This window comes from Paraburkholderia sp. WS6 (assembly GCF_030464835.1).
GTDB classification, from domain to species: Bacteria; Pseudomonadota; Gammaproteobacteria; order Burkholderiales; family Burkholderiaceae; genus Paraburkholderia; species Paraburkholderia madseniana.
On sequence record NZ_JALQCK010000008.1, the window covers coordinates 188007 to 214723 of the forward strand.

Annotated in this window: 21 protein-coding genes; 10 read left to right on the forward strand and 11 right to left on the reverse strand. The window is 61.7% G+C overall.

Annotated elements, in window-relative coordinates; genetic code table 11:
• Positions 1 to 10: 10 nt before the first annotated feature.
• From M0D64_RS12545 to M0D64_RS12560, 4 genes are all read right to left on the reverse strand, one after another.
• On the reverse strand, positions 11 to 946 hold the full coding sequence (locus M0D64_RS12545) for a LysR substrate-binding domain-containing protein (protein ID WP_154559302.1): 936 nt from the start codon (positions 944 to 946) through the stop codon (positions 11 to 13).
• A gap of 147 nt (positions 947 to 1093) precedes the next feature.
• Complete coding sequence (gene styD / locus M0D64_RS12550; protein ID WP_266257979.1) at positions 1094 to 2533, reverse strand: phenylacetaldehyde dehydrogenase StyD; 1440 nt, start codon at positions 2531 to 2533, stop codon at positions 1094 to 1096.
• A gap of 213 nt (positions 2534 to 2746) precedes the next feature.
• Positions 2747 to 3832 carry a hypothetical protein gene (locus tag M0D64_RS12555; RefSeq protein WP_266257914.1) on the reverse strand — a complete coding sequence of 362 codons (1086 nt, stop codon included), beginning with the start codon at positions 3830 to 3832 and terminating at the stop codon, positions 2747 to 2749.
• A gap of 268 nt (positions 3833 to 4100) precedes the next feature.
• A complete protein-coding gene (locus M0D64_RS12560; protein ID WP_266257915.1) occupies positions 4101 to 6086 on the reverse strand; it encodes a primary-amine oxidase in 1986 nt (661 codons plus the stop codon).
• 196 nt (positions 6087 to 6282) lie between these two features.
• On the opposite strand from M0D64_RS12560, the gene M0D64_RS12565 reads away from it, so the two are divergent.
• The 3 genes from M0D64_RS12565 (at position 6283) to M0D64_RS12575 (ending at position 10416) form a co-directional block, all read left to right on the forward strand.
• Positions 6283 to 7281 carry an AraC family transcriptional regulator gene (locus tag M0D64_RS12565; protein ID WP_154559307.1) on the forward strand — a complete coding sequence of 333 codons (999 nt, stop codon included), beginning with the start codon at positions 6283 to 6285 and terminating at the stop codon, positions 7279 to 7281.
• Positions 7282 to 7570: 289 nt separating this feature from the next.
• Complete coding sequence (locus tag M0D64_RS12570; RefSeq protein ID WP_171925673.1) at positions 7571 to 9022, forward strand: APC family permease; 1452 nt, start codon at positions 7571 to 7573, stop codon at positions 9020 to 9022.
• A gap of 179 nt (positions 9023 to 9201) precedes the next feature.
• A complete protein-coding gene (locus tag M0D64_RS12575; protein WP_266257916.1) occupies positions 9202 to 10416 on the forward strand; it encodes a porin in 1215 nt (404 codons plus the stop codon).
• A gap of 82 nt (positions 10417 to 10498) precedes the next feature.
• Here the strand turns inward: M0D64_RS12575 and M0D64_RS12580 are convergent, their stop codons facing one another.
• Complete coding sequence (locus tag M0D64_RS12580; protein ID WP_054037539.1) at positions 10499 to 10864, reverse strand: hypothetical protein; 366 nt, start codon at positions 10862 to 10864, stop codon at positions 10499 to 10501.
• 163 nt (positions 10865 to 11027) lie between these two features.
• Entirely contained in the window at positions 11028 to 11804 is a 777-nt protein-coding gene (gene tam / locus M0D64_RS12585) for a trans-aconitate 2-methyltransferase (RefSeq protein WP_266257917.1), read from the reverse strand.
• Between the two features lie 167 nt (positions 11805 to 11971).
• Here tam and M0D64_RS12590 point away from each other — a divergent pair, with 167 nt between their 5' ends.
• Positions 11972 to 12868, forward strand: a complete 897-nt coding sequence (locus M0D64_RS12590; protein WP_266257918.1) for a LysR family transcriptional regulator — start codon at positions 11972 to 11974, stop codon at positions 12866 to 12868.
• A gap of 94 nt (positions 12869 to 12962) precedes the next feature.
• Here the strand turns inward: M0D64_RS12590 and M0D64_RS12595 are convergent, their stop codons facing one another.
• The 3 genes from M0D64_RS12595 to M0D64_RS12605 form a co-directional block, all read right to left on the reverse strand.
• Positions 12963 to 13610: a GntR family transcriptional regulator gene (locus M0D64_RS12595; RefSeq protein ID WP_154559311.1), complete on the reverse strand. Its 648-nt coding sequence runs from the start codon at positions 13608 to 13610 to the stop codon at positions 12963 to 12965.
• Positions 13611 to 13717: 107 nt separating this feature from the next.
• On the reverse strand, positions 13718 to 15076 hold the full coding sequence (locus tag M0D64_RS12600; RefSeq protein WP_266257919.1) for an aspartate aminotransferase family protein: 1359 nt from the start codon (positions 15074 to 15076) through the stop codon (positions 13718 to 13720).
• 40 nt (positions 15077 to 15116) lie between these two features.
• On the reverse strand, positions 15117 to 16466 hold the full coding sequence (locus M0D64_RS12605) for a glutamine synthetase family protein (RefSeq protein ID WP_266257920.1): 1350 nt from the start codon (positions 16464 to 16466) through the stop codon (positions 15117 to 15119).
• Between the two features lie 184 nt (positions 16467 to 16650).
• On the opposite strand from M0D64_RS12605, the gene M0D64_RS12610 reads away from it, so the two are divergent.
• The 5 genes from M0D64_RS12610 to M0D64_RS12630 all read left to right on the forward strand — a co-directional run bounded on the left by M0D64_RS12610 (position 16651) and on the right by M0D64_RS12630 (position 21203).
• Positions 16651 to 17688, forward strand: a complete 1038-nt coding sequence (locus tag M0D64_RS12610) for an AraC family transcriptional regulator (protein ID WP_266257921.1) — start codon at positions 16651 to 16653, stop codon at positions 17686 to 17688.
• 197 nt (positions 17689 to 17885) lie between these two features.
• Positions 17886 to 18779, forward strand: a complete 894-nt coding sequence (gene aguB / locus M0D64_RS12615; RefSeq protein ID WP_266257922.1) for an N-carbamoylputrescine amidase — start codon at positions 17886 to 17888, stop codon at positions 18777 to 18779.
• Between the two features lie 79 nt (positions 18780 to 18858).
• Positions 18859 to 19890 (forward strand): histone deacetylase family protein, encoded by a 1032-nt coding sequence (locus M0D64_RS12620; RefSeq protein ID WP_266257923.1) that lies wholly within the window; start codon positions 18859 to 18861, stop codon positions 19888 to 19890.
• Between the two features lie 145 nt (positions 19891 to 20035).
• Positions 20036 to 20659 carry a glutathione S-transferase family protein gene (locus M0D64_RS12625; protein WP_266257924.1) on the forward strand — a complete coding sequence of 208 codons (624 nt, stop codon included), beginning with the start codon at positions 20036 to 20038 and terminating at the stop codon, positions 20657 to 20659.
• 4 nt (positions 20660 to 20663) lie between these two features.
• Positions 20664 to 21203, forward strand: a complete 540-nt coding sequence (locus tag M0D64_RS12630) for a hypothetical protein (RefSeq protein ID WP_266257925.1) — start codon at positions 20664 to 20666, stop codon at positions 21201 to 21203.
• A gap of 100 nt (positions 21204 to 21303) precedes the next feature.
• Here M0D64_RS12630 and fabV read toward each other — a convergent pair whose 3' ends face one another.
• Positions 21304 to 22500 (reverse strand): enoyl-ACP reductase FabV, encoded by a 1197-nt coding sequence (gene fabV, locus M0D64_RS12635; protein ID WP_266257926.1) that lies wholly within the window; start codon positions 22498 to 22500, stop codon positions 21304 to 21306.
• Between the two features lie 150 nt (positions 22501 to 22650).
• Here fabV and M0D64_RS12640 point away from each other — a divergent pair, with 150 nt between their 5' ends.
• Entirely contained in the window at positions 22651 to 25185 is a 2535-nt protein-coding gene (locus M0D64_RS12640) for a penicillin-binding protein 1A (protein WP_266257927.1), read from the forward strand.
• A gap of 40 nt (positions 25186 to 25225) precedes the next feature.
• Here M0D64_RS12640 and M0D64_RS12645 read toward each other — a convergent pair whose 3' ends face one another.
• Positions 25226 to 26344 (reverse strand): porin, encoded by a 1119-nt coding sequence (locus M0D64_RS12645; protein ID WP_266257928.1) that lies wholly within the window; start codon positions 26342 to 26344, stop codon positions 25226 to 25228.
• Between the last annotated feature and the right edge of the window lie 373 nt (positions 26345 to 26717).

Sequence of the window (26717 nt, forward strand, 5' to 3'; positions counted from 1 at the left end):
TTCGCCCGGCTCAATCCGCTTCGCCCAACTGCGCCGACTCCGACGAATCGAGCGCGCGCTCGGTCAACCAGATCTCCTGCTGCAGCCAGTCGCGGAACAGCGCGACGTGCGGCAGCTCGTCCTGTTCCGCACGCGTGACGAGCCAATACGATTGATGTCCGTCGACGTGCACGTTCAGCACCTGTACGAGTTGGCCTTCCGCGAGTTCGCGCCCGATCATGTGACGATCGGCGATGGTCACGCCGAGCCCGTCGATAGCGGCCTGGATCGCGTGATCGAGCAGATCGAATTCGTAGCCACCGCGGGTGTCGACGTTCTCGATGCCGGCGGCCTTCAACCAATGCTGCCAGGTCAGATAGCGCTGATCGGCGCTCGCGAGCACGTGCAGCAGCGTGAACTGATTCAGATCGATGGCCGCGCGGCCTGCCTCGCGCGCGAGCAACGCGGGGGCGCAGACGGCGATGTGCCGTTCGTTCATCAGCAAGCGGTTGTCCACGCCTTCCCACTCGCCGTTGCCGAAGCGGATGGCGCAGTCGAGCACGCCTGATTCGGCGAGATTGTCGTCGATGCGGGTCGACAGGCTGAGTTCGAGATGCGGATGCGCGTCGCGCAGACGTCCGAGACGCGGCATCAGCCAGCGGCTCGTGAAGGTGGGTGGCGCGTTGATACGCAGACGGTTGCGGTGGGTTTTCTCCTGCAGGCTGCGGACTGTGAGCTCGATCCGGTCGAATGATTGTTGCAGTGCTTGCAGGAGAATGCGGCCGGCGGCCGAGAGTTCGAGGTGGTGATGGTGACGCTGGAGCAAGGTCTCGCCGAGTTGGGCTTCCAGTTGCCGGACTTGCCGGCTGACCGCGCTTTGCGTCACGTTCAGCAGTTCCGCTGCGCGCGTGAAGCTGCCTGTGCGGCCGGCGACTTCGAAGGCTTTCAGCGCGTTCAGCGCGGGCATTTTGCGTTTCAAGATTGGGCACCCAAGGGTAGGCTGACGCGCAGCGGCGCGCGTGCCTGGTATTTTACTGTGTTGCCCTCGAGGTGTTACAGGTCTGCACGTCTTGCGGCGACGATGTGTTCGTGCCGCAAGACGTGCAGCGACCGGTCAATACGCGATGCAGACCGACTTGCTTTCCGTATAAGCTTCCACAATGGCCTTGCCGTGCTCACGTCCGATCCCCGACGCCTTGAACCCGCCGAACGGCATGGCGGGATCGACCATGTTGTGCGTGTTGACCCAAACGGTCCCCGCTTCGATGCCTTCAACCAGCCGCAGCGCCTTGTCGAGCTGATTCGTCCACACACTCGCGCCAAGACCATATTCCGATGCGTTGGCCTGAATCAGGACCTCATCGATATCGTCATAAGGCATTGCCACCAGCACCGGTCCGAATACCTCCTCCCTGACTACGGAAAGCGGCTTGCATGTGCGATTGGCAATGACCGTCGGGCGGACAAAGAAGCCATCCGCATCAACGGCCGCGTCACGTGACAGGATCTCGCCGCCTTCCTCGCGGCCTTGCGCGATCATTCCCATGACCTTGTCGCGGTGCCGCGCGGAAACCATCGGGCCCATCTGCGTAGCCGCATTGAAACCGGAACCTAATGCGATTCCATCGGCCACGGCGGCGATACCTTCCACCACTTCGTCGTAAATCGAGCGCGCAACGTACAGGCGGGAACCCGCGGTGCAGACCTGCCCGTGGTTGAAGAAAATCGCGCCGGCGGCGCCTTCGATCGCTTTCTTCGGGTCGCAGTCGTCCAGTACGATCACGGGGCTCTTGCCGCCCAGTTCCAGCGATGCGCGTTTCAGATCGCCTGCGCATTGGCGGCCGATGATGCGGCCCACTTCTGTTGATCCCGTGAAGGTGACTTTGTTCACGAGGGGATGCTTGACTAGCGCTGCGCCGGCGGTTTCGCCGCGGCCTGTGACGACGTTGAATACGCCTGGAGGGAAGCCGGCTTCGTGGGCCAGTTCGGCCAGGCGGATTGCTGTTAGAGGCGTTTCTTCAGCCGGTTTCAGCACGACGGTGCAGCCGCATGCGAGGGCTGGGGCGATCTTCCAGACCGCCATCAGAAGCGGGAAATTCCACGGCACGATTGCGGCGACTACGCCTGCTGGGACGCGTTTTGTTGAGGCGTTGTAGCGGGTGCCGGGTGGGAAGGGGATCGACACGTCGAAGGTGGTGCCCTCGATTTTGGTCGCCCAGCCGGCCATGTAGCGGAGCCATTGGACGCTGCCTGAGACTTCCAGCATCTTGGAGAAGGCTATTAGTTTTCCCTGGTTTAGGGTTTCTAATGTGGCTAGTTCGTCAGTGTGTTGTTCTACCAGGTCGGCTAGTTTTAGCATCAGACGTTCACGAGCGGCTGGCGGCATTCTGCGCCAGGTGTCTGACTCGAAGGCTGCTTTTGAGGTTTTGACCGCGTGGTCGATGTCGGATTCTGATGCGTCTGGGAGGTGGGCTAGTTCTTCGCCTGTCGATGGGTTGTAGATGGGGAAGGTTTTGCCTGCGGCGCTTAGGGTTTTTTCGCCGTTGATGAACATTGTGGTTGGTAGCTGCGCTGGGGTTTTCTGTTCGGGCATGGTTTGTCTCCGTCGGGGTGATGGTGGTGGTGCTATTTGGTTGGCGCTTTGTTTGCTTGCCTGGGGCTTTGGCCTTTCCTTGAATTGCTAGTGGTCTATTAGCGTTGCCCCTGTGCGGGGCGGCACCTACTTTTCTTTGCATGCCGCAACGAAAAGTAGGCAAAAGAAAGCGGCTCAAACCACTCCTGCTAAGTGGGGCCCGCAGCTCGCAGATGGTAGTGGTGCATCTGGAATCTGTGTTCTCGTGCATTCGGCGTTCGTGACAAAGGAGTCATACTTCCCGACTTGCACTTCGTGCTCGTCGGAAGAGTCTGCCTGGCGGGAGTGATGGTTTAGGTGCTCGCGGTGCGCCTTTCTTTCGAACCAGTTGGTTGCTAATGTGCCGGCACATATCAGGTTCGTGATCGCGCTTAGCGCATACAGCACGATGAATCCGTCGCCGAAAAAGTAGGGCGTCGTCGATAACGTTGCGCCCAACACCATCCCGATGTGGTGCGCCCCGCCGGGACAACCCGCGCTCAATGCGCTGCGCGATTTTTTCCGCAGTTTCATCAGCGCCGGAATCGTCTGGCAGTCGAGAACCAGAAAGATCTTTGCCGCGAGTAGTGCCAGTGTTGGACTGTCCACGGCTGCGAGGGCCCCAATTAACGCCGCTCGTAGCACGTACAGCACAATCAACATTCGGTTGCTGTTGCCGGAACGGTCGGCGATGAACGCCAGCGCGCAAACGGCACCCGCCGAGAGCAAGATCTGCCATATCGGTTGGGCGCCACTCATGCCGCAAATCGCATACAACTGGAAACGCGCAAGACTGCCGCTCGATATGCCCGCAAGCAATGCGAGCAGCGCCGTCGTGCCGGTTGCGTGGATGGCTCTGGGCGACTGATCCGTGTTTTGATCCGCGTACTGATTTCGATCGAAATCCTCATGAGGCAAGGCTGACGAGCCAACAAGATGCTGCCCGTACAACAGCAACACGCCACCTACCGCCACAAACAACCCAGCTATCGTGGTGGAATGCTCCAGTCCACTCACATACGCCGGCACGACGCCCATCGCACTCATCGTGGCAATCAACGTCACCGCCGTCGCAAGCGTGGTGTGTGTCCTGGATACGCGCGACATCAACAGCGGCACGATCGTCATCGTTGCTAACGCCAACGCGCTCATCCACAACGCGTTGGCTCGTTGGCCGAGGCCGGCTTGCGTCACCAGCGTCGCGGCACCGCTCACGAGCAGCACACAGGCCGCACCACTCATGCTCGCCGTCAGCCCGCGTGCTGCGCCACGGATGCTCGCCATCAACATACGTGCTACCCAACCCACGCTCGCAATTAACCCGCGTACCGTGCCCCTCGCGCACGCAATCCGCCCGTGTACCGCAGCGCCCGCGCCCGCAATCAGCATACGTGCCACGCCGCCTTCGTTTGAAGTCAGCCGGCGTACTACGCTGCACGCAGTCGCGGGACGCACGCATGCCGCGTCGGCCACGCGTGCAGCAGCGAGCCGCGCGCGGCTCGCGATCGAATCAGCGCTTGCAGCAGCCATGATCCGCGGACTTGCCGTCTTCAACGCTGTTCTGATCCCGCTCGGACGGTAAGTCCATCGTCGGGTTGGCGGAGAAGAAGTTGTTCGGCTTGAGCATGAAGCCGGCGTATTCCACGGGCATCACGGGGAAGTCCTCGGGTTTGCACACGTGCGTGTGGCCGAAGCTGTGCCACAAGACAATGTCCTCGTTCTCGATGTTGCGGTTCGCCTCGATGTAGCGCGGCAAACCATCACCGCCCGCGTGCTGGTTCGGATAGTCGCCGCTCGCGTAGCGCTCAGCCGGATCGAATGGTGTAACCCACACATGACGTGTCGCAAAGCCGCCGCGTTGGCGGACCTTCGAGCGCTCGTCGGCGAGCATCAGCGGGGAGTCGTTCACGATCAGCTTGTAGCCAGGATTCGCGCCGACGGCGTTCTTCACGTTCGGGTTGGTCACTTTCCAGTAACGTCCGGTGCGGCCGTTCGCGAGGCGTGCGGCTTCGCTCTCGGTCTTGAACACATGTTTGGTGGTGTCGAAGACGTTGCCGTACGGATTCGTTTCGCCCATCGGACGTGGCACGAATTCGTGTTCGGTCACGGTGTTGCGTTCGCCGTCCACCATCATGTGGATCCGTGCATTGAAGAAATGCTGATGGGTCGGGCCGCCGAGGTTCTCGGTGATCATGCCGCCCCACGGGTACGTGTCGCCACCAGCCACCGCCGAGGTTTGTACGATGCCGGTGAGCTTGCATTCGAGCTGGATCGTGCCGTCCTGGTACAGGTACCAGTAGAAGCCGTAGTCGTAGTTGCCGACCGTTGCGAAGAAGGAGATCACGAGGCGTCGCGAGCGGCGCATTTCGAAGACGCCGGTGCGAAACTCGTAGTGCTTCCACAGGGTGCCGTAGTCCTCTTCGTGCATGCACACGGCGTTCTTCATCAGGAACGCATTGCCGAAATCGTCGGCGGAAGGAATGTCGAAATAGCGGATCGTGCCGAGGCAATCGCAACCGAGTTCAAGCTGATTCGCCAGTTTGCCGAGGCCGTATTCGCCGGCATCGAATGCGCTCTTCCAGTAGTGATTCGTGCTCGGATCGGAGTAGGGCACGCACATTTCCGTCACGCTCGCACGGTAGATGATCGGCCGCGCGTTCTTGCCGTCGTCCCATGAGAGTTGATGCAGCACCAGCCCTTCGCGCGGCGTAAAGCCGACCCGGAAGTTCCAGTTCTGCCAGCTCACATGCCAGCCGTCGATCTTGAAGCTCGGGCCCTGGGGCTGGCTGATCGACAGGGGTTTGAGCGTGTTGCGCGGCTCGCCGAGGCTCGGCGTGTCGTAGTTGTGCTTCGCGCGCGGAATCGGAATGATGCGGCCGTCGTCTACCAGCTCGATCACCTTCTTCTCGAGCAGATCGACCACCGCCACCACGCCCTCGATCGGATGCGCGTAGCCGTTATCTGTCACGGTCTCGCGGTAGTAGCTCACGCAACGCACGAGGCGGCGGCCATTCTCGTTCTCGCGGTCGAAGCAGCCGGCGGAAAACGGATCGACCTGGACGCGCTCCAGATCCTTCTCGGTGAGGCCGCGCTTCATCACCGCAACGCGCCATGCGTCGTCGCTCTTGACGATTTGCTCGGCGTTCATGAAGTCTTCGATCATGATGGGCGGCTGGCCATATGGCGCCTGATCGAACGGCAGCACGTTGTGCGAGGCGACTCTTTTCTCTCTCAGGTCTACATGGAATTCGGTGGTCGTTCCATTCGTACGATCAATTGCCAGGACGAACGCCGTGCGCGAAAAATATTCGCCGGCCTTGAATGCGATCACTTCGGCCTTCGGCGGCTCGCGCAATTCGACCATCGGAAAGCGCACGTGCCCGTCGAGGTTTTCGGCGGCCTTCACGAGATCGCAGGCAAGCTGCATTTCGTCCGGACTCAGCGGATCGAGCGGATGAACGGGGGCGTGTGCGGTTTTCGTGGCATTCGTGTTCATAAGATTCCCGGAAGGAGTTTGCTGGACCGGACTGCGCGCGAGGCTGCGTGAAACGCGTCGAACGCTGAGTCGATGGCAAATCGTAGGAACCCAATAATATTTTCGCGCTTGCTTATCGCGCCAAATGAACGATAAAGTGCGCCACGAGGAAGAACACTGCAGCACATCAGCGAAGACTTGAGAGGAGACGCTCAGCATGAAAAAAGTCACGCTCAACGGTAGCTTCCCGATGATCCGCGCCGCGGTCATGGGGCCGGTTGTGCGCGCACTCGATGCATCAGGCGCCAATTGCGACGCGTTGCTCGAAGCGTTCGGCATGAGCCGCAAGCTCCTGTCGAATCCCTACGAAATCCTGCCGCTGACGCGCTACGTGGCGGCATTCGAGCGCGCGGCCGAGGTACTCGGCGAACCGTTGCTCGGCTTGCGTCTGGGCAGCGAATTGCAAGTGACGGAGCTCGGGCCGGCGGGTCTCGTGTTTCTGTCGTCGCCGACCTTGAACGCGGCAGTGCGCAAGTTCTCGCTCGCGCTCGCGTCGTGGCAGAACACCACGACCTGCGAGTTGCTGCGCGATGGCGAATGGCCGGTATGGACCTATCAGATCGCCAATCCGCAGATCTGGCCGCGCCGGCAGGACGCGGAATACAGCCTCTCGACGATGTGCCATATGATCCGGGCCGTGCGCGGCGCGGCGTGGAATCCGGCCGAAGTGCATTTCGAGCATGCCGCGCCCGCTGACCTCAAACCGTATGCACGCATTTTCCGCGTGCCAGTGCGCTTTCAGCAGCCTTTCAATGGCGTGATCCTGCGTCCGTCGGATCTCGATGCGCCGCTCAAAAGCGCCGACACGCAAATGGCGCGCATGATGGAGCGCCATGCCACCGATCTGATTGCGCGCGATGCGGTGCCTCACAGCATCGCCGACCAGGTGCGCGATCTGGTGACGCGGCGGCTCGCGCACGAAAAGCTGATCGTTGCCGACATTGCGAAAGATCTCGGTCTCTCGCATCGCTCGTTGCAGCGGCACCTGGCCGAGGCGGGGACTTCCGTGCGGCAAATCGTGCGCGAAGAACGGCAGCGCAGTGTGGAAGGACTGCTTGAGCGTGAAGGGCTCACCAACGCGGCGATTGCCCGCGCTGTGGGGTATGCCGACGCAACTGTGTTGTGGCGCGCCACGCGCAACTGGAAAAAACAATAAATGGTGATGGCGCTGCAGTTGCTTTCATTCTGAAAGCACGTCAAGGCACATTCCTCACACGAAAAAACTTCCGTTTCCTAACTATTCGCTGCGAACCGCACTGCCTGAGACGCTCGCGAGCATTGGCGCAATTTATCGAAAATTTGGCGCAGTTCGCGAAGTCGCTTTATTTTTTAGCTACCTACCATGCGCTCACACCGAAACGTCGAACGTCGGTCAAGCGAGCGTCTGGACCAGTATTTCCAGGGTTTAGGCGAGTTCCAGACTAGCCAACAAAATAGAGGCAGCGATGAATGAACCCTACTCTCCGACCCGTCTGGTCGACGCGGAGAATCCCGTGGAACTGAAGGGCAATACGTTGGGCCTGTGGCAGATCGTGTTTCTCGTGATTTCCGCGGCCGCGCCGCTGACCGGCATGCTCGGTGCGGTGCCGCCCGCGATCAGCCTGGGCAATGGCGCCGGCATTCCGGGCGCGTTCGTGATTGCCGGCGTCGTGCTGCTGATCTTTAGCGTGGGCTTCGCGTCGATGAGCCGCCACGTGGTGCGCGCCGGTGCGTTTTACGCGTACATCACCGCCGGACTTGGGCGGCCGTTGGGCATGGCCGGCGCACTCGTCGCGTTGATGTCGTACACCTTCATCCAGATCGCGCTGTATGGGCTGTTTGGATTTTTCTGTACGGTGATTCTTTCTCCACTCCTGCACACGGCGATGCCCTGGTACGGCTATTCGCTGATCTGCGTGGCCGTGGTGCAATTCACGGGCATCCGCGGTATCGATCTGAATAGCCGGTTGCTCGGCGTGCTGATGTGTCTCGAACTGGGCATCCTGTTGCTGCTTGCGATTGCGATCGTCGTGCATGGCGGTGGCCCGAACGGCCTCACGCTTGCACCGTTCACGCCGGAGCATGTGTTCAGCGGCCACCTCGGCATTGCGGTGATGTTCGCCTTCGCGTCGTTTATCGGTTTCGAAGCGACGGCGATTTACGGCAAGGAATGCCGCGATCCGAAGGTGACCGTGCCACGCGCGACGTATGTATCGGTGATGCTGATTCTCGTGTTCTTCGCTTTCGTCACGTGGACGATTGTTTGCGCGTACGGACTGAACGACGTGGTCACAGTCGCGACGAAGCAGCCGGGTGACTTCTGGTTCATTCAATCCGGCAAGTACCTGGGCGGTGCAGTGACGACGGTGATGAGCTTCCTGTTGCTCAGCAGTATCTTCGCGAGCCTGCTGTCGTTTCATAACACGCTGGTGCGTTATATCCACGCGCTCAGCCTGGAGGGCATCCTGCCGCAAGCGCTCAATCGCGTGCACGAAAAATACCGTTCACCGTATGTGGCGAGCTATCTGCAAACGCTCTCTGTGTGCGTTCTGCTCGGGCTCTTCATCGCGGCGGGCAGCGATGCGTTCAACATCGTATTCAGCTGGAGTTCGGCGCTCGGCACGATCGGGATCGTGATGCTTCAGGCCGTGACGAGTTTTTCCGTCATCGCGTTCTTCCGCAAGACGCGCAAGGATACGCGCGTATGGCACTCGTTCGTCGCGCCTCTCATCGGTGGCATCGGCCTGCTGTATATCGGTGTGATTCTGGTGCGCAATCTCGATGCGCTCAGCGGCTCCGATAGCCCGATCGTCAAGTCTTTCCCCTGGATCGTATTCGCGTTGGCGCTCTTCGGCGTCGTGATCGGTCTCATCTTGCGTAAGAAGCGACCGGATATCTACGCGCGCTTCGGGCAGTAATCGAACAGCGCGCAAGACACTCAGCGCGCGCCAGCTCGCCACGTTCTAACGATCGACTGTTGCCGTTCATTTTTGAGCGGCGGCGGAATGGTGTCGTTCGTTCGGGGCGTCCTCGAGGCGTCCTCGGGGTGTCCTGTTTGTTCTTGTTGATTTCACCACTCAACTTCCGGCTAAAAAATATGGCAGACACATTCGTCAAGCGCTCAGCGCTTGCGCTGGCCGCGTGCGGCCTCGCGATGGGCGCACATGCGCAATCTTCGGTGACGCTCTATGGCACGGTCGACGCCGGCGTCGTGTACACGACCAACCAGCAGACGACGCTCGCCGACGGCAGCACCAACGGCCACGCGAATTATCAACTGGCGGGCGGCAATCTGGTGCCGTCGCGTTGGGGCTTGACGGGCGCTGAAGATATCGGTGGCGGCACCACGGTGAACTTCACGTTGGAGAACAGCTTTCTGATCGGCAACGGCGCGATGTTGCAATCGAATACGCTGTTCAACCGCAACGCATGGGTCGGTTTGAACAACGGCACGTACGGCGCGCTGACGTTCGGCCGTCAATACGATCCGTTCTCCGACTACATGGGTGCGTACGCATCGAGCAATAACTGGGCGACGCTGTACGGCTCGCATTTCGGCGACGTCGACAACCTCAACGAAGCGTTCAACTTCAACAACTCGATCAAATACATCAGCCCGAGCTTCGGTGGCTTGACGGTGGGCGGGTTGTTCAGCCTGGGTGGCGTGGCGGGGAATTTTTCGCAGAACAAGGGCTGGGCATTGGCGGCGAATTACGCGCAGGGGCCGTTGTCGTTGAGCGCGGGGTATCTCGAGTTGAACCAGCCGTTGCAGGCGGCCTTGGGCGGCACTGCTGGGTATATCGGCGATTTCAGTTGCGCGAACGCCGACGCGTCGTATTGTCTGCTGCAGCAGGCAAGCAAGGTGAGGATTTTCGGAGCAGGGGGTTCGTATGCGTTCGGCAAGGCGGGCGTGGCGCTCACCTATACGCATACGCGCCTATCGCAGAGCCAGTATTTCGCAACTACGGCGAGGCCGGCGGGGGAAAATATCTCTTTCGACATTGCCGAGTTGAATACGACCTATATGGTCGCGCCGGATTTGCAGCTTGGTCTGGCGTATATCTTCAACGATGCCAAACCGAGCAGCAGCGCTTCGACACGCGTGCATCAGATCAATCTCGGCGCGGTGTATAGCCTGTCGAAGCGGACGGCGGTCTATGCGGTGGCGATCGGGCAGAAGTCTTCCGGCGCCGGGCTGGGGATCAACCCGGCGACGGGGCAGACGGAGAATCTGGCGCAGATTCCGAATATCGTCAATTCGGACACGGATAAACAACTCTCCGTGATCGTAGGTTTGCGGCACAATTTTTAGTCTGCCTGCGCGGCGCTGGCAAACAGATCAACGGAGCCAACGCCGCGTCCCGACTCACTCAAAGTGCCGCGCGGGGAAAAAATTAATCTGCGAGGCGCTTGTCCGAAAGCGCGTTCTGGCAATCCGCCAGCACCTGTTTCACCAGCCTCGCCTGAGGGTCGAGCTCGTCTGTATCGAGAATTTCCTCGACCGCATCCCGCGCCCAATCGGCCTCGACAAATTTCGCGTGCCGCTGGGCAATCTCCAGTGCGGTTGCCGACAATCTGGCGATGCTCAACCAGTCTGCTTCCCGGGACCGATAGTCGAGCCACTTATGAGCGGCCTGCACGTGAAACGCCGCGTCAGGCCAGTCCTCATTCAGGTAATAGGCGCCCAGGCAGCCGCATGTGAGCCAACACAACAGCTCCAAACGGTCCCGCGGACTCAGATGATGGCGTACATCACTCATGGCGACGCTCGCTGCTGTAATTTGCGTTCCGGTGAGGACGGCAAGCCGCCCCCCGCATACGTTACACAATATCACGCAGAATTCACGAGCGGCAATGCCTGACTGACCCTGGCGACTCCGGCACCACAAACGCCGCGCGGCAACCGGCTGGCGGCTGACTCCGCTAGCGCGTAGCGACGATAAACAGCCGCGGGAAGGGCAGCAGCACGGTGCCGTCAGCCTGGGCCGGATAGGCTCGCGCGATCGCATCCCGGTAGCGCGAGAGGAAGACGCCTTCCTCGCTGTTGTCGAGCTCGGCGAGGAACGGCCTCAGCGCGCTGCCCTTGAACCATTCGACCACCGCGTCCGCGCCGCCCGCGAGGGGGTGATGGTAGACGGTGCGCCACACGTCGACCCGTGCGCACAGTGGCTTGAGCAGCGCGTAGTACCAGTCGGCGCCGTAGCGCATGGTGCGTTCCACACCCCTCAGCTTGTTCGCCCAGGGGCCGTCCGCCGCGATTTCGCGCAGCAGACGGTGCGCGGGTTCGTCGAGGTTGTCCGGCATCTGCACGGCCAGGTTGCCGCCCGGCGCAAGTTTTTTCACCAGCGACGGAAACAGTTGCTCGTGATTCGGTACCCACTGCAGCACGGCATTGGCGAGGATCAGGTCGTAAGGGCCGGGAGCATCCCACGTTTCAATGTCGCTCACCTCGAACTGGAATTGCGGTAGGCGCCTCGCGGCCGCCGCGATCATGTCGGCGGAACTGTCCATACCGCTGACCGCCGCGCCGGGCAGGCGGGCCGCCAGCGCTTCGGTGGAATTGCCGGGGCCGCAGCCGATGTCTACCGCCACTCGCACGTCCGTTGCCGGGACCGCCGCCAGCAGATCCCTGACCGGACGCGTGCGCTCGTTTTCGAACAACACGTACTGTTTTGCCTGCCAATTCGTCGATGAAGTCATCTCGCGCTCCTTTGTCCCGATTGCACCCGATTGCACCCGTTTGCCGGACCGTTTTCGCTGACATCCACTCGCAGTGTGTGGTGTCAAATCGATCCAATCCGCTCATTCTGTGCGGCGGCGAACACGGAGTAAAATGAATTTATCATTCCGATTCCTTCATTTTTCTAATGAAAATCGACACGCTCGGCGTACAGGCGTTCGTCGCAATTGCGGATCGCGGCAGCTTTCAAGGTGCCGCCGATTCGCTGCACGTCACGCAAACGGCCATTACGCAACGTCTGCGCAAGCTCGAAACGTACCTCGGCGTCACGCTGATCGAGCGGACCACGCGTTCCATGGCGCTGACGGAAATAGGGCGCAGTTTTCTGCCGCAGGCGCGCCGTTTGTTGGGCGAGCTTGCCGATGCGCTCGTGGAAATTCGCGAGACGGGCGTGGCCCGTCGCGGCGATGTGTCGATCGCCTGCGTGCCGACTGTGGGCGTGCAGTATCTGCCGCGCATTCTGCAGGCGTATGCCGCGCGCTATCCGCATAACCGCATCAAGATTCTCGATCACGCGTCGTCTGCGGTGGAGGAGGCGGTGCTGCGCCGGGAAGTGGAATTCGGCATCAATATCGCCGGCGAGCATCATCCGGATCTTGCCAGCGTGCCGTTGACGGAAGACCGCTACGTGCTGATTTGCCATGAAGATCATCCGTTGGCGAAACGGCGGCGCATTGCCTGGCGGCAATTGCAATCGTATCCGCTGATTTTTGCCGGCGAGGTCAGCGGCAATCGTGCATTGCTCGATGTCGCGCTGGAAAAGAGCGAACTGGCGCTGCGCTCGTTTTATGAAGTGCAGCGTAGTTCAACTGCTGTGGGGTTGGTCGCTCAGGGTGTGGGCGCGGCGGTTGTGCCGGCGCTCGCCATTCAGAAGGGCGCGTATCCGACAGTTCGCACCGTCGAGCTCACGCATCCGGTGGTTTCGCGCACGCTCGTCCTTGTGGCGCGTAAGACCGCTAAGTTGTCGCCGGCGGCTCAGGCGCTCTACGACATGATTCTTGAGCAGGCGACGTTGAAAGCGTGACGAGGGCGGCCGGGCGCAGGGTATCGGGCTCGAAACCTGAAGCCTGAAACGTGACGCGAATCCCGAGTACGAACGCCCAGGGCAAGTCCAGCTTCTACAAACACTGCGCCCGCAAACAACTCGCCGCATGACTCAGATCGTGCTCAATCGCGCGTCGCACACCAGCCGCATCACGCGCCTTCGCGGCGTTCAGCAAATCGTCGTGGGCGTCGTTGAGCGTAGCGGCGAACTGCGCGTCGCCGAACAACAGATTCGAAATCGGCCCAACCTGCAGCCACACCGTTTCGATCAATTCGAGCAAAAGCGGCGAGCCGGCCGCGCGATACAGAATCAGGTGAAACGCCTCGTTGGCGTCGAGATAGCCCTTGGCGTCGGCGGTCCGCAAGGCCTGCACCATCTGCGCATTCAGTTTTTCCAGCGTTTCCAGATCGTGCTCGCTCAGATGCGGCACACCCAGTTCGGCGGCCTGGCCCTCGAGAATCAGACGCACGCGCAGCACGTCGTCGAATTGCTCTTTCGACAGGCGCGGCACCGTCACGCCGCAATTGGGCACGTTCACCAGCGCCGATTCGGCCGCAAGGCGCTGCAAGGCGGAGCGCACGGGCATCTCGCCCACGCCGAGTTCGGCGGCGACGTGACGGATCTTGATGCGCTCGCCCGGCACGAAGCGCCCGATCGTCAGCCACTGCCGCAGCGTTTCGTAGGTCTGGTCCTGCAACGTGTGATGGCGCGAAGTTTTCATGAAGCTCGGTTCGGGAGCCGAAAAAAGACTGCAAAAAGGCCGGAAAAACGGGCCGAGAGTTTAGCGCCGGCCCGCGCTCGGTCAACCTCGATCTGAAAACGCTCAGATCAGGTCAGTTCCGCAAGGCAGGCGTCGAATGTAGAAACCAGTCTGTCGACGTCGGCCGCCGACGTGTCGGGGCATACCAGAATCATGTTGTGAAACGGCGTGATCAGCACGCCGCGATTGAGCAGGTACAGGTGCACGATGTGCTCCAGTTCCGGGTCGAGCTGGCGGCCGGCTTCGTCACCGTTGCGCGGCGGCGTCGGCGTGAACTGGAATTCGGTGCGGGCGCCGACGCGCGTCACGCACCACGCGAGGCCGTGACGCGCGATCGCACTTTTCAGGCCGGTCTCGATCCGCTCGGCAAGCGCGAACATGTGGTCGTAGGCGGCGTCGGTCATTACCTCGGCGAGCGTCGCGCGGATCGCGCTCATCGCCAGCATGTTCGCCGTGAGGGTCGTGCCGATGCCGGAGTGGCCGGGCGGTGCGCTGCGCTTGGCGTGCTGCGCGCGGGCCGCCAGCTCCGCGCTGAAACCGTACACCGCGCACGGAAAACCGCCGCCCACCGGTTTGCCGAGGATGAACAGATCGGGTTCGAGGCCGTACGCTCTCGTGTAACCGCCCGGTCCGCAACTGATGGTGTGGGTTTCGTCGATCGCGAGCAGCGTGCCGTAGCGGTGCATGAGCGCTTGCGCTTGCCGCCAGTAGTCCGGCTCGGGCAGCACCATGCCGATGTTGGTCATCGCGGGTTCGGCCAGCACGCAGGCCACTTCGCGATCTTTCAGCGCGTTTTCCAGCGCGGCCAGATCATTGAATTCGATCACGCGCGTGGTGCCGAGCAGGTCGTGGACCTGGCCGATCAGGCTGTCGCGCTGTTGCGGCTTGCCGTCGACGAGATCGACGAACACGTCGTCCACGGTGCCGTGATAGCAGCCGTTGAAGATCACGATCTGTTTGCGACCGGTCGCCGCGCGTGCCCAGCGCAACGCAAAGCGGTTGGCATCGCTCGCGGTCATCGCGAACTGCCAGTAGGGCAGGCCGAAACGGCGCGCGAGTTCTTCGCCGACCCACGCGGCATCCTCGCCCGGCAACATGGTCGTCAGACCACGCTCAGCCTGTGCCGCCAGCGCGCGAGCCACGGGAGCGGGTGAGTGGCCGAACATCGCGCCCGTGTCGCCGAGGCAGAAGTCCGCGTAATGATGACCGTCCACGTCGGTAAACGCGGCGCCGCGTGCTTCTTCGACATAGAGCGAGAAGGGCGTCGACCAGTCGTTCATCCAGTGCAGTGGCACGCCGAACAACAGGTGGCGCGCAGCGCGTTCGGACAGCGCGCGAGATTTCGGCATGGCTTCGGCAAACGCCCGGCGTTCGCGTTCGACGAGCGCTTGCGCGCGCTCCCAGTTGATGCCTTGGCGAGTATTCAAATCCAGCTTCTCCGATGACGTTTCCATAAGCCGCCCGCGTTCAGACGAGCAGTTGCAGATGCTCGCGTTCCCACGCGGTAATGCCTTGCGAGAATGTCTCGAACTCCTTTTCCTTCACCGCGCAATAGGCCTGCACGAACTTGTCGCCGAGCACGTCCGCGAGTTCGGTGCACTTCAGGAGCGCCTTGAGCGCATCTTCGAGACCGCGCGGCAACTCGTATTCGAGGTCGTAGGCGCTTTCGATCATCGGCGCGGACGCTTCCTGCTGCTCCACCATGCCGAGATAGCCGCAGGCGAGGGTGGCCGCCATCGCGAGATACGGATTGACGTCGACGCCCGGCACGCGGTTTTCGAGCCGCCGGCCGTCCGGTCCCGAGTTCGGCACGCGGATGCCGCAGGTGCGGTTGTCGTAACCCCAGCGCACGTTGATCGGCGCGGCGGTGAAGCGCGACAGACGCCGGTAGGAGTTTACGTAGGGCGCGAACATCGGCATGGCTTGCGGCATGTACTTCTGCAAGCCGCCGATATAGTTGAAAAACAGCGGGCTCGCCGTTCCATCGGGAAGTGAAAAGATGTTCTCGCCAGTTTTACCGTCGACGATGCTCTGATGAATATGCATCGCGCTGCCGGGCTCATGCTCCATCGGCTTGGCCATGAACGTCGCGAAAATGCCATGACGGTAGGCGGTTTCGCGCACCGCGCGCTTGAACAGAAACACGCGGTCGGCGAGATCGAGCGCGTCGCCGTGCGAAAAATTGATTTCCATCTGCCCCGCGCCGACTTCATGCACAAGCGTTTCCACGCCGAGATGCGTCATCTCGCAGAAACGCGACAGGTCCTGGAAGAACGGATCGAATTCGTTGACGGCGTCGATCGAGAACGACTGGCGGCCGGCTTCGCTGCGCCCCGCGCGGCCGAGCGGCGGGCGCAGCGGTTCATGCGGATTCTTGTTCTGCGCGATCAGGTAGAACTCCATCTCCGGCGCGACCACAGGGCGCCAGCCTTTTTCCTCATAGAGCTTCAGCACACGCCGCAACACCGCGCGCGGCGAAATGCCGATCGGCTTGCCGTCGAGCCCGACACAATCGTGGATCACTACCGCGACCTGTTCGATCGCCCATGGGACGAGCCGTACCGTGTTCGGATCGGGAATGCAGACCATGTCGGGATCGCTCGGCCCGACAAAGCGCTCGAAATCCGCGAACTCGCCATTGACGGTAATCATCAGGAGCGCGTTCGACATATGCATCTTGCCTTCCGAGAGAAACAGGTTCTTCGGCACGATCTTGCCGCGCGCGACGCCCGTCATGTCCGGTATCACGCATTCCACTTCATGGATGCGGTGATGTTCCAGGAATTCACGCAGGTCGTCGCGTAGGTCGCTTTGCAAGGTTGACTCCAGTCGGTTGATGAAGACGGCGCGAAGCGCGGCTGCAAACTTTGCGCGGACGAGCCTGTTCGGAAAAGCTGGGCGTTTTGCATCATGGGATTTGATCAAATCATCGCATGGATTTTCCCTTTTGGGAAATTTGATCAAATATCATCGGTTGATCGAGGGAACCTGAGAATCACCCATGACCGATGCACCGTGTTCGCCACGCCCGTCGCCGGCCCAATGCGTTGCGACCTTGCATACGATTGCCGCCGCCGTCTCCTTGCTGGAGCGGCAGGGGATTGGCGCTGATGTGTTGCTGGCGGGAAGCGGCGTCAGCGAGGGCGATTTGCGTCAGCCGTCCGGGCTCGTCACGCACGCGCAGGAATTGATCGTGTTCTCCAACGCGTTGCAGGCTTGCGGCGATACGCGCATCGGCCTCGACATCGGCCGCGCGATGCATATCTCGAGCTACGGCATCCTCGGATACGCGATGCTGGTGAGCCCCACGCTTGGCGACGCGCTGCAATGTGCCCAGGACTTTCCCTTACTGCTCGGAAGCTACTTCAAGGTTTCGCTGCGCCGCAACGCAGACGTCGCGGCGATCGTCGCGGCCGATTATCGCTACCGGCCGGATCTCGCCGTGATCAATACGGACATGTGTCTCGCGTCGATGTGGGCGGTGGTCTGCGACGTGCTGTCGGCGCGGCGCGCGCCATCCGCGCTTGAGGTGGCGTTCGGCGCACCCGCCCATGCGGATGCCTACGAAGAGCGGATAGGCCGCCACGCTACCTTCGACGCTGCTGAAAACGCGCTGATTTTTCCGGCCAGTTGGCTCGACGAACCGTTGCCTCTCGCTGAGCCGGTGAGCTATCTGATGTCGCGCCAGCAATGCGCGCAACTCGAACGCGAATGGGCCACCGCGGCGGGCAACGACGTCACGGCGCGCAGCCTGCGCCTGCTGTATTCCGACCCACGCCGCTACGGCTCGCTGCGCTCGCTCGCCGATGCGCTGTGCGTGTCGGAGCGCACGCTCAGACGGCGTCTCGCGGGCAGCGGCTCCGCCTTCCAGGCGCTGCTCGACCGCGTGCGCCACGATCTCGCGCTCGACTACCTTGTGCGTACGCGCCTGTCGATGTCGGATATCGCCGAACGGCTCGGCTATAGCGAAACGGCCGGCTTCCGGCACGCGTTTCGCCGCTGGACCGGTCGTTGTCCGAGCGACTACCGCTGCGCGTAGCCAGCAGTTCTGTCCTGAGTCCTTTTGTGCGCACTCTGTCAGCGGCGCGACTACGTGCTGTCGTCGAGTCACGCCCCAACGTCTTGCCGCCGCAGCCAGATTGGCCACATTTATCCCCTCGATGACCGTTTCCCCGTTATCGCCCGGCCGCGTTCCTCGGGCAGAATTTTCTCAGACGAACACAGAGGAGACACGAGATGCGAGCAGTCAACGTGGCGGCAATCCAGTTGGCCGTGCCGGGGTGGGATCGCGAGGCGAATCTCGCACAAGCCGAGCGCCTGGTGCGCGAAGCGGCGACGCAGGGCGCGCAGGTGATCCTGCTGCCCGAGCTTTTCGAACTGCCGTACTTCTGCACCGAACAGGATTCAAAGCACTTCCGCCATGCGCTGCCGTTCGATGGTCATCCCGCCATCACGCGCTTTAGCCGCGTCGCGGCCGAGTTGAACGTGGTCCTGCCGATCAGCTTCTTCGAGCGGGCCGGCAACGTCTTCTACAACACGGTGGCAATGATCGATGCAGATGGCAGCGTGCTCGGCCGCTACCGCAAAACCCATATCCCTGACGGCCCAGGCTACAGCGAGAAGTACTACTTCACACCCGGCGACACGGGCTTTCGCGTCTGGCCGACGCGTTACGGTACGCTTGGTGTCGGCATCTGCTGGGACCAGTGGTTTCCGGAAACGGCGCGCGCGTTGGCGCTCCTCGGCGCTGAACTGCTGTTCTATCCGACTGCGATCGGCAGCGAACCGCAAGACGCCTCGCTCGACAGCAGCGCGCACTGGCAACGCGTGATGCAGGGCCACGCAGGCGCGAACCTCGTGCCGCTGATCGCCGCGAACCGCACCGGCCGGGAGCAGGGCCGCGATTTTCCGCAGCGTTATTACGGCTCGTCGTTCATCGCCGATCAGTACGGCGAGCAGGTGCAGAAAGCCGGGCGCGACGAGCCCGCGATCCTGCTGCATCGTTTCGATCTGGATGTGGTTGCAGCTACGCGTCATGCGTGGGGCGTGTTCCGCGACCGGCGTCCAGCCTGCTACGGCATCCTCGCGACGAGCGATGGCGAACACCGTACTCAGGAGCAGGTATCTTGAGTGTCGTATTCACGAGCGTGACCAACCTCGACGCGTTAAGCCACGGATTCGAGCAGCAAGCATCAAGAGGAGACATTGCATGTTGACGGTATATAGCGATCGACACCGGCTGCACCATGGCCATGCTGAATTGATCGACGGCGAAATGAAGCCTTGCTTCGAGATGCCGAGCCGTGCTGATTTCATACTGGAACGGGTGCGCGAAACGAGGCTCGGCGACGTGATTGCGCCCGCATCGTTCGGGCTCGATCCCGTCCACCGTATTCACGACAAGGGCTTCATTGCGTTTCTTGGCAGCGCATGGGACGAATGGAGCGCGCTCGGCCGTAAGCACGACGCGCTGCCGCTCATCTGGCCGGTGCGCGGCATGCGCCAGGACCGCGTGCCGGAAGATATCGACGGCAAGCTCGGCTACTACTCGATGGATGCGGGTGTGCCGATCACCGCGGGCACGTGGGCTGCCGTGAGCGACGCGGTGGATGTCGCGCTGACCGGCGCGCGCCACGTGAGGGAGGGCGCACGCGGCGCGTTCTCGTTGTGCCGGCCACCCGGACATCACGCCGCGGCGGACTATATGGGTGGCTACTGCTATATCAACAACGCGGCAGTAGCGGCGCAGTCATTTCTCGACGCGGGCGCGAAACGCGTGGCGATTCTCGACGTCGACTATCACCACGGCAACGGCACGCAGAGCATCTTCTATCACCGTTCGGACGTCTTGTTCGCGTCGCTGCATGGCGATCCGCGCACCGAGTATCCGTTCTTTCTCGGGCATGCCGACGAAACCGGCGCGGGTGCGGGTCTCGGCTACAACGCGAACTTCCCGCTGCAACCAGGTACGGCATGGGCGGACTATGCGGTGGCGCTCGACGCGGCTTGCGCGCGCGTCGCTGAATACGCGCCGGATGCGCTGGTGGTGTCGCTCGGTGTCGATACTTTCGAGGAAGACCCGATTTCGCAGTTCAAGCTGCGCAGCGCCGACTATCTGCGCATCGGCGAGGCGATCGGACGATTGGGGAAACCGACGCTGTTCGTGATGGAAGGCGGTTACGCGGTCGCGGCGATCGGGGTCAACGCGGTGAATGTGTTGACGGGTTTTGAGTCGGTTTAACCGACCGTCCGTCGTGACGACGGCTGGCCCAGCGCGCAACGTGCAAAGTGTCCATGTCCGCTTTATCGCGCTATCGATACGCTACGATTCGAGCCGGATTCCCGGTGAATTTATCCATAGCGACTGAACGAGCGGCCCCGATCCTATGCTTCAGATACTAGGCAAAGCTTCATCCATCAACGTCCGCAAAGTATTGTGGACGTGCGCCGAACTCGGCCTGCCGTTCGAACGGGAGGACTGGGGTTCCGGATTCAGGGCGACCGACGTGCCCGAATTCGTCGCGTTGAATCCTAACGCCATGGTTCCAGTGATCCGGGACGGGGAGTTCGTCCTGTGGGAATCCAATTCGATCATCCGTTACCTGGCCGGCCGCTATGACGGCGATTGGCTCTACCCAGGCGATCCTTGCGAACGCGCGAAGTGCGATCAATGGATCGACTGGCAGGCGAGCGAGCTGAACCGGGCGTGGAGCTACGCGTTTCTTGCGCTGGTCCGGCACTCACCGACTCACCAGGACCGTCAGCAGATCGACCTTTCGTGCGCGAACTGGGCGAGGCATATTGCGATCGTCGACAGGCAACTGGAGACAACCGGTGCTTTCATCGCCGGGCAGGCGTTCTCGCTCGCGGATATTCCGATCGCGCTCTCGGTCAACCGTTGGCTCGAAACGCCACTGCAGCACGCCGATTTTCCCGCGCTGACAGCTTACATGGAACGCCTTGCCACGCGCCCGGGCTACCTGGCGTACTGCCGCAACGGCACGCCATGAGCAGTTGATTCGTGCTGCATCTGCCTTGACGCTATCAGGTAATGGCGGCGGCTTTTGCATCACGGGGTCAATTCGCACGGGACGCTTACAAAAATGCCTGCGTAGTGCTTACAAAAACCTAAGTGTCGAGTGGTTCTGCGCGCCACGATCCGAGTCGCCTACAATGGCCGTTTTTGCGACACAGATTGAAGGTTTAAAGATGCGGGTATCGAAATTTGCACTGGCTTTGCTGACGGCCTGTTTTACTCTCAACGCAAGCGCCGAGATGACGGCCGCGCAATACAAGCTCTGGGCTCATACCGACAACAACTCGGTGTACGCGGCTTATATCACCGGCACGATCAATGCGCTGGGGTGGGCGAACGGGGATCTGGTGTCGAAGAAGCGTCCGCCGCTGTTCTGCCCGCCGCAGAACCTTGCTATCGGCAATCAGAACGTCTATCCGTTGCTCGATCAGTTTTTCACCAACCATCCGAGCATCTCGGACGACTTTCCGATCGGGCTTGCCATTCTGCGCACGCTTCAGGCGGCGTTTCCCTGCTGATACGCAGGATGAATTGGGCTACGACGCCATTCGGAACGCGTCCGCTGCCCGTACTGAAAACGCACGGCTTGCGGGGTCGTAAAGACCCCGCAAGCAAACATCACATCTGCACGAGCCCGGGAATCTGCACGTCCGGATTGACGTCGGCTTCATAGTCCACGCCGGCGATCTCGAATCCGAAGAGACGCAGGAAGTCGGTCTTGTAGCCGCTGAAGTCGGTGAGCTCGTAAATATTGTCGTTGGTCACCTGGGTCCAGAGTTCCTGAACGCGCGCTTGCACTTCGGGATCGAGTTCCTTGTAGTCCGCGCGCAGACGGCCTTCTTCGTCGATGTGCGGCGTCGTGCCGTACATGCTGTCTTTGTAGAGTCCGTAGACCTGCTCGATGCACCCTTCGTGCGTGCCTTTTGCCTTCATCACCTTGAAGAGCAGCGACAGGTACAGGGGCATCATCGGGATCGCGGAGCTCGCCTGCGTCACGACCGCCTTGAGAACCGAAACGCGTGCATCGCCGCCCTTGGCCGCGAGTTTCTCGCGGATGCCAAGCACCTTCTCGTCGAGATCTTTCTTGGCCGCACCGATTGAGCCGTTCCAGTAGATGTCGTGCGTGATCTTTTCGCCGAGGTAGGTGAACGCGGTCGTCTTCGCGCCATCGGCGAGCACGTTGGCCTCGAGGAGGGCGTCGATCCACATCTGCCAGTCTTCGCCGCCCATCACCGCGACGGTGTTGTCGATTTCGGCTTGCGTGGCGGGTTCGAGGACCGTTTCCTTGATGACTTCCTTGTCGGTGTCGATGCCGCGCAGGTTGACGGCCTTGCCGACCGGCTTCAGGGTCGAGGTGAACACTTCACCGGTTTTCGGATGCGTGCGCTTGGGCGCGGCGAGACTGTAGACGACCAGGTCGACCTGACCGAGATCGCGCTTGATGACTTCGATGGTGCGTTGCTTGACTTCATCCGAGAACGCGTCGCCGTTGATGCTGGTCGCGTACAGGCCTTTTTCCGTGGCGAATTTCTCGAAGGCGGCGGTGTTGTACCAGCCAGCGGTGCCGGCTTTGGTTTCGCTGCCGGCTCGCTCGAAGAACACGCCGAGCGTGGCGGCGTCCGAGCCGAAGGCGGCGCTGATGCGGGCGGCGAGGCCGTAGCCCGTGGAGGCGCCGATCACGAGCACTTTTTTCGGGCCAATGGCGATGGGGCCGCGTGCCTTGACGTATTCGATCTGTTCTTTGACGTTGGCTTCGCAGCCAACCGGATGGGTCGATACACAGATGAAGCCACGCACGCGCGGTTTGATGATCATGAAGCACCTCTTGTCAGAATTGCCGACATTATAGTGGGCTTGGGTTTCTGCCTGTGCGCGGCGCCTGGGTTTGTCCATCTGCGGCGCAAAAATCGGCCTTCGCTCAGCATCTTGGTAGGATTCAGCCTTTCCCAGCAGACGGTAGCAAGTGTGAAGCGCCTGATCACCTCATTCCTACAGACCCTTGAAAAAGGGCTAACCCTGGCGAACCAGCCCATCGTCCGGGGCTTCTGGCACCTGCGCCATCCCACGCTGCGCGGCGTGGCACGGGCCTGCGCCGCGATCCCGGTGCTGCTGCTTCTGTATGTGCTGATCCTGATCCCGTTCACGCCCAGCATCGGCGACATCCGCAAGGCGAAAATCGAGCAGCCGGCGCAGATTCTCTCGGCGGACGGCAAACTGCTGGCCGAATTCAAGCCCTCGAACCGCGAGTGGGTGAAACTCAAGGACATCTCGCCGAACGTGGTGAATGCGCTGATCGCCACGGAAGACCACCGCTTCTATCAGCATTTCGGGCTGGATTGGCGCCGCACGGCGTCCGCCGCGCTGCACACGTTTTCCGGCGATCGCCAGGGTGGTTCGACCATCACCCAGCAACTCGCCCGCAATCTTTATCCCGACGAGATCGGCCGCGCCCCCACGCTGACCCGCAAGATCAAGGAGGCGATTACGGCCTTCAAGATCGAGGCGCTCTACACCAAGGACGAGATCCTCGAGACCTACCTCAACACGGTGCCGTTCCTCTACAACGCCTATGGCATCGAGATGGCGGCGCGAACCTATTTCGACAAATCGGCCGGTGACCTGAATGTGCTGGAAAGCGCGACGCTCACCGGCATGCTCAAGGGCAATAGCTACTACAACCCGGTGCTCAACCCGGAACGCGCCTTGCAACGGCGCAACACGGTGCTGGCGCAAATGGTCAAGTACGGCAAGCTCACGCCCGCGGCCTACGCAACGCTTTCGCGCCGTTCCTTGCGCATCGATTTCGAGCGGCAAACCGAGCCGCCCGGACCCGCGCCGCACTTCGCGCAGCAACTGCGCAAGTGGCTCGCGGCATGGGCCGATCGCAACGACTACAACATCTATTCCGATGGCCTGGTGGTGCGGACCACCATCGATTCACGTTTGCAGACCATGGCCACTCAGGCCGTGACCTTGCAGGGCAACCAGTTGCAGGGCATCGCGAATTCGGCGTGGGGCACGCGCGCGAGTTGTGCGAATGGCCGCGACCTGCTGCAGACTTTCCTGCGCGAAACGCCCGACTATCGCGCCGCAAAAGACGCCGGCCTGACGGATGACGACGCGATGAAGCGGGTCTCGTCCGACCGCGACCTGGTGAAGAGCGTGTGCGAGTCCAAGACCCGGGTGCAGGCGGATTTCCTCGCCATGGACCCGCGCAACGGCCAGATCAAGGCATGGGTCGGCAGCCGCGACTTCAGCCAGGACCCGTTCGATCACGTCCAGCAGGCGCGGCGTCAGCCGGGTTCGACCTTTAAGCCGTTCGTCTACGCCGCAGCCTTCGAAGATGGCGCCAAACCCGGCGATACGTTTATCGACAAGCCCGTCGAAATTCCGCTGGCCGGTGGCGAAGTCTGGCGTCCGAGCGACGAGGATGAGCCGAGCGAGCGGGCTATCAGTCTGCGCGACGGCCTCGCTTATTCCCGCAACCGGATCACCGCCCAGTTGATGGAAACGGTCGGTCCCAACAAGGTCGCGAGACTGGCACGCGCCATGGGCGTGCGCGACAGCGAACTCGATCCGGTGCCGTCGCTCGCGCTCGGCACGAGCCCGGTGACGCTGAAAGAGATGGTCTCGGCCTACGGCACGATCGCCAACCTTGGCGGTTACGTCGAGCCGGTGATGGTCACCCGCATCGAAGACCGCAACGGCGAAGTGCTGGCCGAGTTCGAGCCGGCATCGCCCAAACAGGAGTTGCCGGCCGACGCCGCCCGTACCCTCGTCGATGTGATGCGCGACGTGGTGAGCAGGGGCACCGGTTCGAGCATTCGCAGCCGCTTCGGCGTGCGTGGCGATGTCGCGGGCAAGACGGGTACGACGCAGGGCAACGCGGACGGCTGGTTCATCCTGATCCAGCCGCAACTCGTGGCCGGGGCGTGGGTCGGCTTCAACGACAGCCGGGTCACCTTGCGCAGCGACTATTGGGGCCAGGGGGCGCACAGCGCGTTGCCGATCGTCGGAGACTTTTTCCAGCGCGCGCAACGCTCGAAGCTGGTGGACAGTCGCGTGAGATTCGCGACCGATCAGGAGCCGGGCTGGTTTGCGGAACGCTCGGGCAGGCTGCACGAGTGGTTCCAGCATCTGTTTGCAGCGTCGCCCGCGAAGACGGAGGCGCCGGTTGGCACGCGCAATACGACGCGCCATGCGCCTGCTGTTGCCACAGCTACGGCTGCCGCTGCACCGGCATCCGCTGCATCGGCGACCGCGGTGTCTGCAACCGCCGCCGATGTTGAACCGCGCGCGCTGCCGCCGCTCCTTCAAGCACCGGCATCAGCCGCTGCGCCTGCAAACAGGGCCGTCGACGGTGAGGTGCATGGCAGCGGCGAGCCGGCCCTGGCGCCGACTCCCACTCCGGACGACGTGTTGCCGCCGGATGCAGGCGGCGGCGCGGCAAACTTACTCCCGAGCGTGCCGGCCAGCGCGCCGGGGAGCGCATCGCCCTGAGGTTCGACCATGCCGCCCCACCCAGCGGCGGCGATTTGCCTTAGAACCGATGCGTCATACCCACCGTTGCAAGAATCTGCTTGGTTCCGGGTGCGGTCACGGTCACGCCCGGCCAGCTCACCGTGGCGGTACCGTTGTTCTTCATGTAGCCCGCTCGCATGTACAAACTCGTACGTTGAGAGATCGAATGATCGACGCCCAGTTCGATGCTCGGCGTATTGTCATGCGCACCGCGCACGCTGCGCTGAACGCCCGCAATCGTGATCGTATCGGCCGGGGTTGCCTGAATCGTCGCGCCCAACTCCGCAATGCTTAGCGAATGGGCGGTGCCAAGGTGCGCGGCCAGCGACCCATGCGCCGGGTCTTGCGGGCGGTTGTAAGAATAGTTGAACTGGAAGTTCACGATACCGATCCGGTAAGCGAGCGCGCCGATGAAGTGCTCAGTGCCCAGCAGGCTCAGCGACGTGGGCAGGCCGGCGATGGTCACCTGTCCCGGATGCTGGTTCACGTAGGCAAGACCCGCGTAGAAACCGTAGCCCGAGTAAGTGGCCGCGACGTTCAGCATGTTGCCGGTCGTGGCCGGCACAGGCTGGCTCACCCTGGCAGAGAACGCATACATGCCGTACAACTTCAGGCCCTTCATATCCGGCAATTGATACATGATCGAATTGCTGGCGCGGCCGGAATCGTATTGCGTCGACAGCGTGTTCCGATCCACTGCGAGGACGTTGGCCGAAAACGGCGACAACACTTCGTTCGCGCGAAACGGATCGGACGGATAGATGACCCGGAAACTCGGCTCGTACTGGCGTCCCATGGTCAACGAACCGTATTGGTCGTGGCTCAGGCCGACCCATGCCTGACGATAGAAGAGCGCCGAGGTGTCGGCGAACAAGCCGCCGTTGTTCACGTTAAAGCCCGTTTCGACGGTGAACTGCGCCTTCAGGCCGCCGCCCAGGTCTTCAGTGCCCTTCAGGCCGAACAGGGAGCCCGTCGAGCCTCCGCTCTTTTCGGCATACGAATGGACGCCGCCGTTGTCCAGATACTGGATGTTCGCATCGACGACGCCGTACAAGGTCACGCTCGACTCGGCGGCCGCGGCGCCACCGGCGGCCAGAATCAGCGTGGCTCCGCAAACGCCATGGTTGATAAAACGCATGCATGTCTCCTCTTTTTATATCCGCCGGTTGCGGACTCGATTGCACAGTCTTTGCTGCGGAGTTAACGCGGGTGGGGTTCTCCGACCCGACTCCTGCGCGCCGCAAAATGGAATGACCGTGCTAATTTCGGTCAACTAGAGGAATAAAGCCAGTGCATTGTTCGTATGAGGAGAGTGCAGAAATTGCATGAAACAGAAGGGGCGCGGAAACAGGGCTCAGGCCCGCGGGGACGCGGTGTTCGTCTGTTGTGCCGCGGACTTGCGGAGCCCCTTCCTGGCGTGGACTGCCAGCGATTGTTCAGGCGTGTGCAACAGTGTTTTCAGGTGACGAAGCTGATCTCGCGCGCCTGATTGCGCATAATTTCGAGATTGG

Coding starts and splice junctions, on each gene's coding strand:
- M0D64_RS12545 (WP_154559302.1), bottom strand. CDS start 946: ATGCCCGCGCTGAACGCGCTGAAAGCCTTCGAAGTCGCCGGCCGCACA.
- styD (WP_266257979.1), bottom strand. CDS start 2,533: ATGTTCATCAACGGCGAAAAAACCCTAAGCGCCGCAGGCAAAACCTTC.
- M0D64_RS12555 (WP_266257914.1), bottom strand. CDS start 3,832: ATGAGTGGTGCGGCCTGTGTGCTGCTCGTGAGCGGTGCCGCGACGCTG.
- M0D64_RS12560 (WP_266257915.1), bottom strand. CDS start 6,086: ATGAACACGAATGCCACGAAAACCGCACACGCCCCCGTTCATCCGCTC.
- M0D64_RS12565 (WP_154559307.1), top strand. CDS start 6,283: ATGAAAAAAGTCACGCTCAACGGTAGCTTCCCGATGATCCGCGCCGCG.
- M0D64_RS12570 (WP_171925673.1), top strand. CDS start 7,571: ATGAATGAACCCTACTCTCCGACCCGTCTGGTCGACGCGGAGAATCCC.
- M0D64_RS12575 (WP_266257916.1), top strand. CDS start 9,202: ATGGCAGACACATTCGTCAAGCGCTCAGCGCTTGCGCTGGCCGCGTGC.
- M0D64_RS12580 (WP_054037539.1), bottom strand. CDS start 10,864: ATGAGTGATGTACGCCATCATCTGAGTCCGCGGGACCGTTTGGAGCTG.
- tam (WP_266257917.1), bottom strand. CDS start 11,804: ATGACTTCATCGACGAATTGGCAGGCAAAACAGTACGTGTTGTTCGAA.
- M0D64_RS12590 (WP_266257918.1), top strand. CDS start 11,972: ATGAAAATCGACACGCTCGGCGTACAGGCGTTCGTCGCAATTGCGGAT.
- M0D64_RS12595 (WP_154559311.1), bottom strand. CDS start 13,610: ATGAAAACTTCGCGCCATCACACGTTGCAGGACCAGACCTACGAAACG.
- M0D64_RS12610 (WP_266257921.1), top strand. CDS start 16,651: ATGACCGATGCACCGTGTTCGCCACGCCCGTCGCCGGCCCAATGCGTT.
- aguB (WP_266257922.1), top strand. CDS start 17,886: ATGCGAGCAGTCAACGTGGCGGCAATCCAGTTGGCCGTGCCGGGGTGG.
- M0D64_RS12620 (WP_266257923.1), top strand. CDS start 18,859: ATGTTGACGGTATATAGCGATCGACACCGGCTGCACCATGGCCATGCT.
- M0D64_RS12625 (WP_266257924.1), top strand. CDS start 20,036: ATGCTTCAGATACTAGGCAAAGCTTCATCCATCAACGTCCGCAAAGTA.
- fabV (WP_266257926.1), bottom strand. CDS start 22,500: ATGATCATCAAACCGCGCGTGCGTGGCTTCATCTGTGTATCGACCCAT.
- M0D64_RS12645 (WP_266257928.1), bottom strand. CDS start 26,344: ATGCGTTTTATCAACCATGGCGTTTGCGGAGCCACGCTGATTCTGGCC.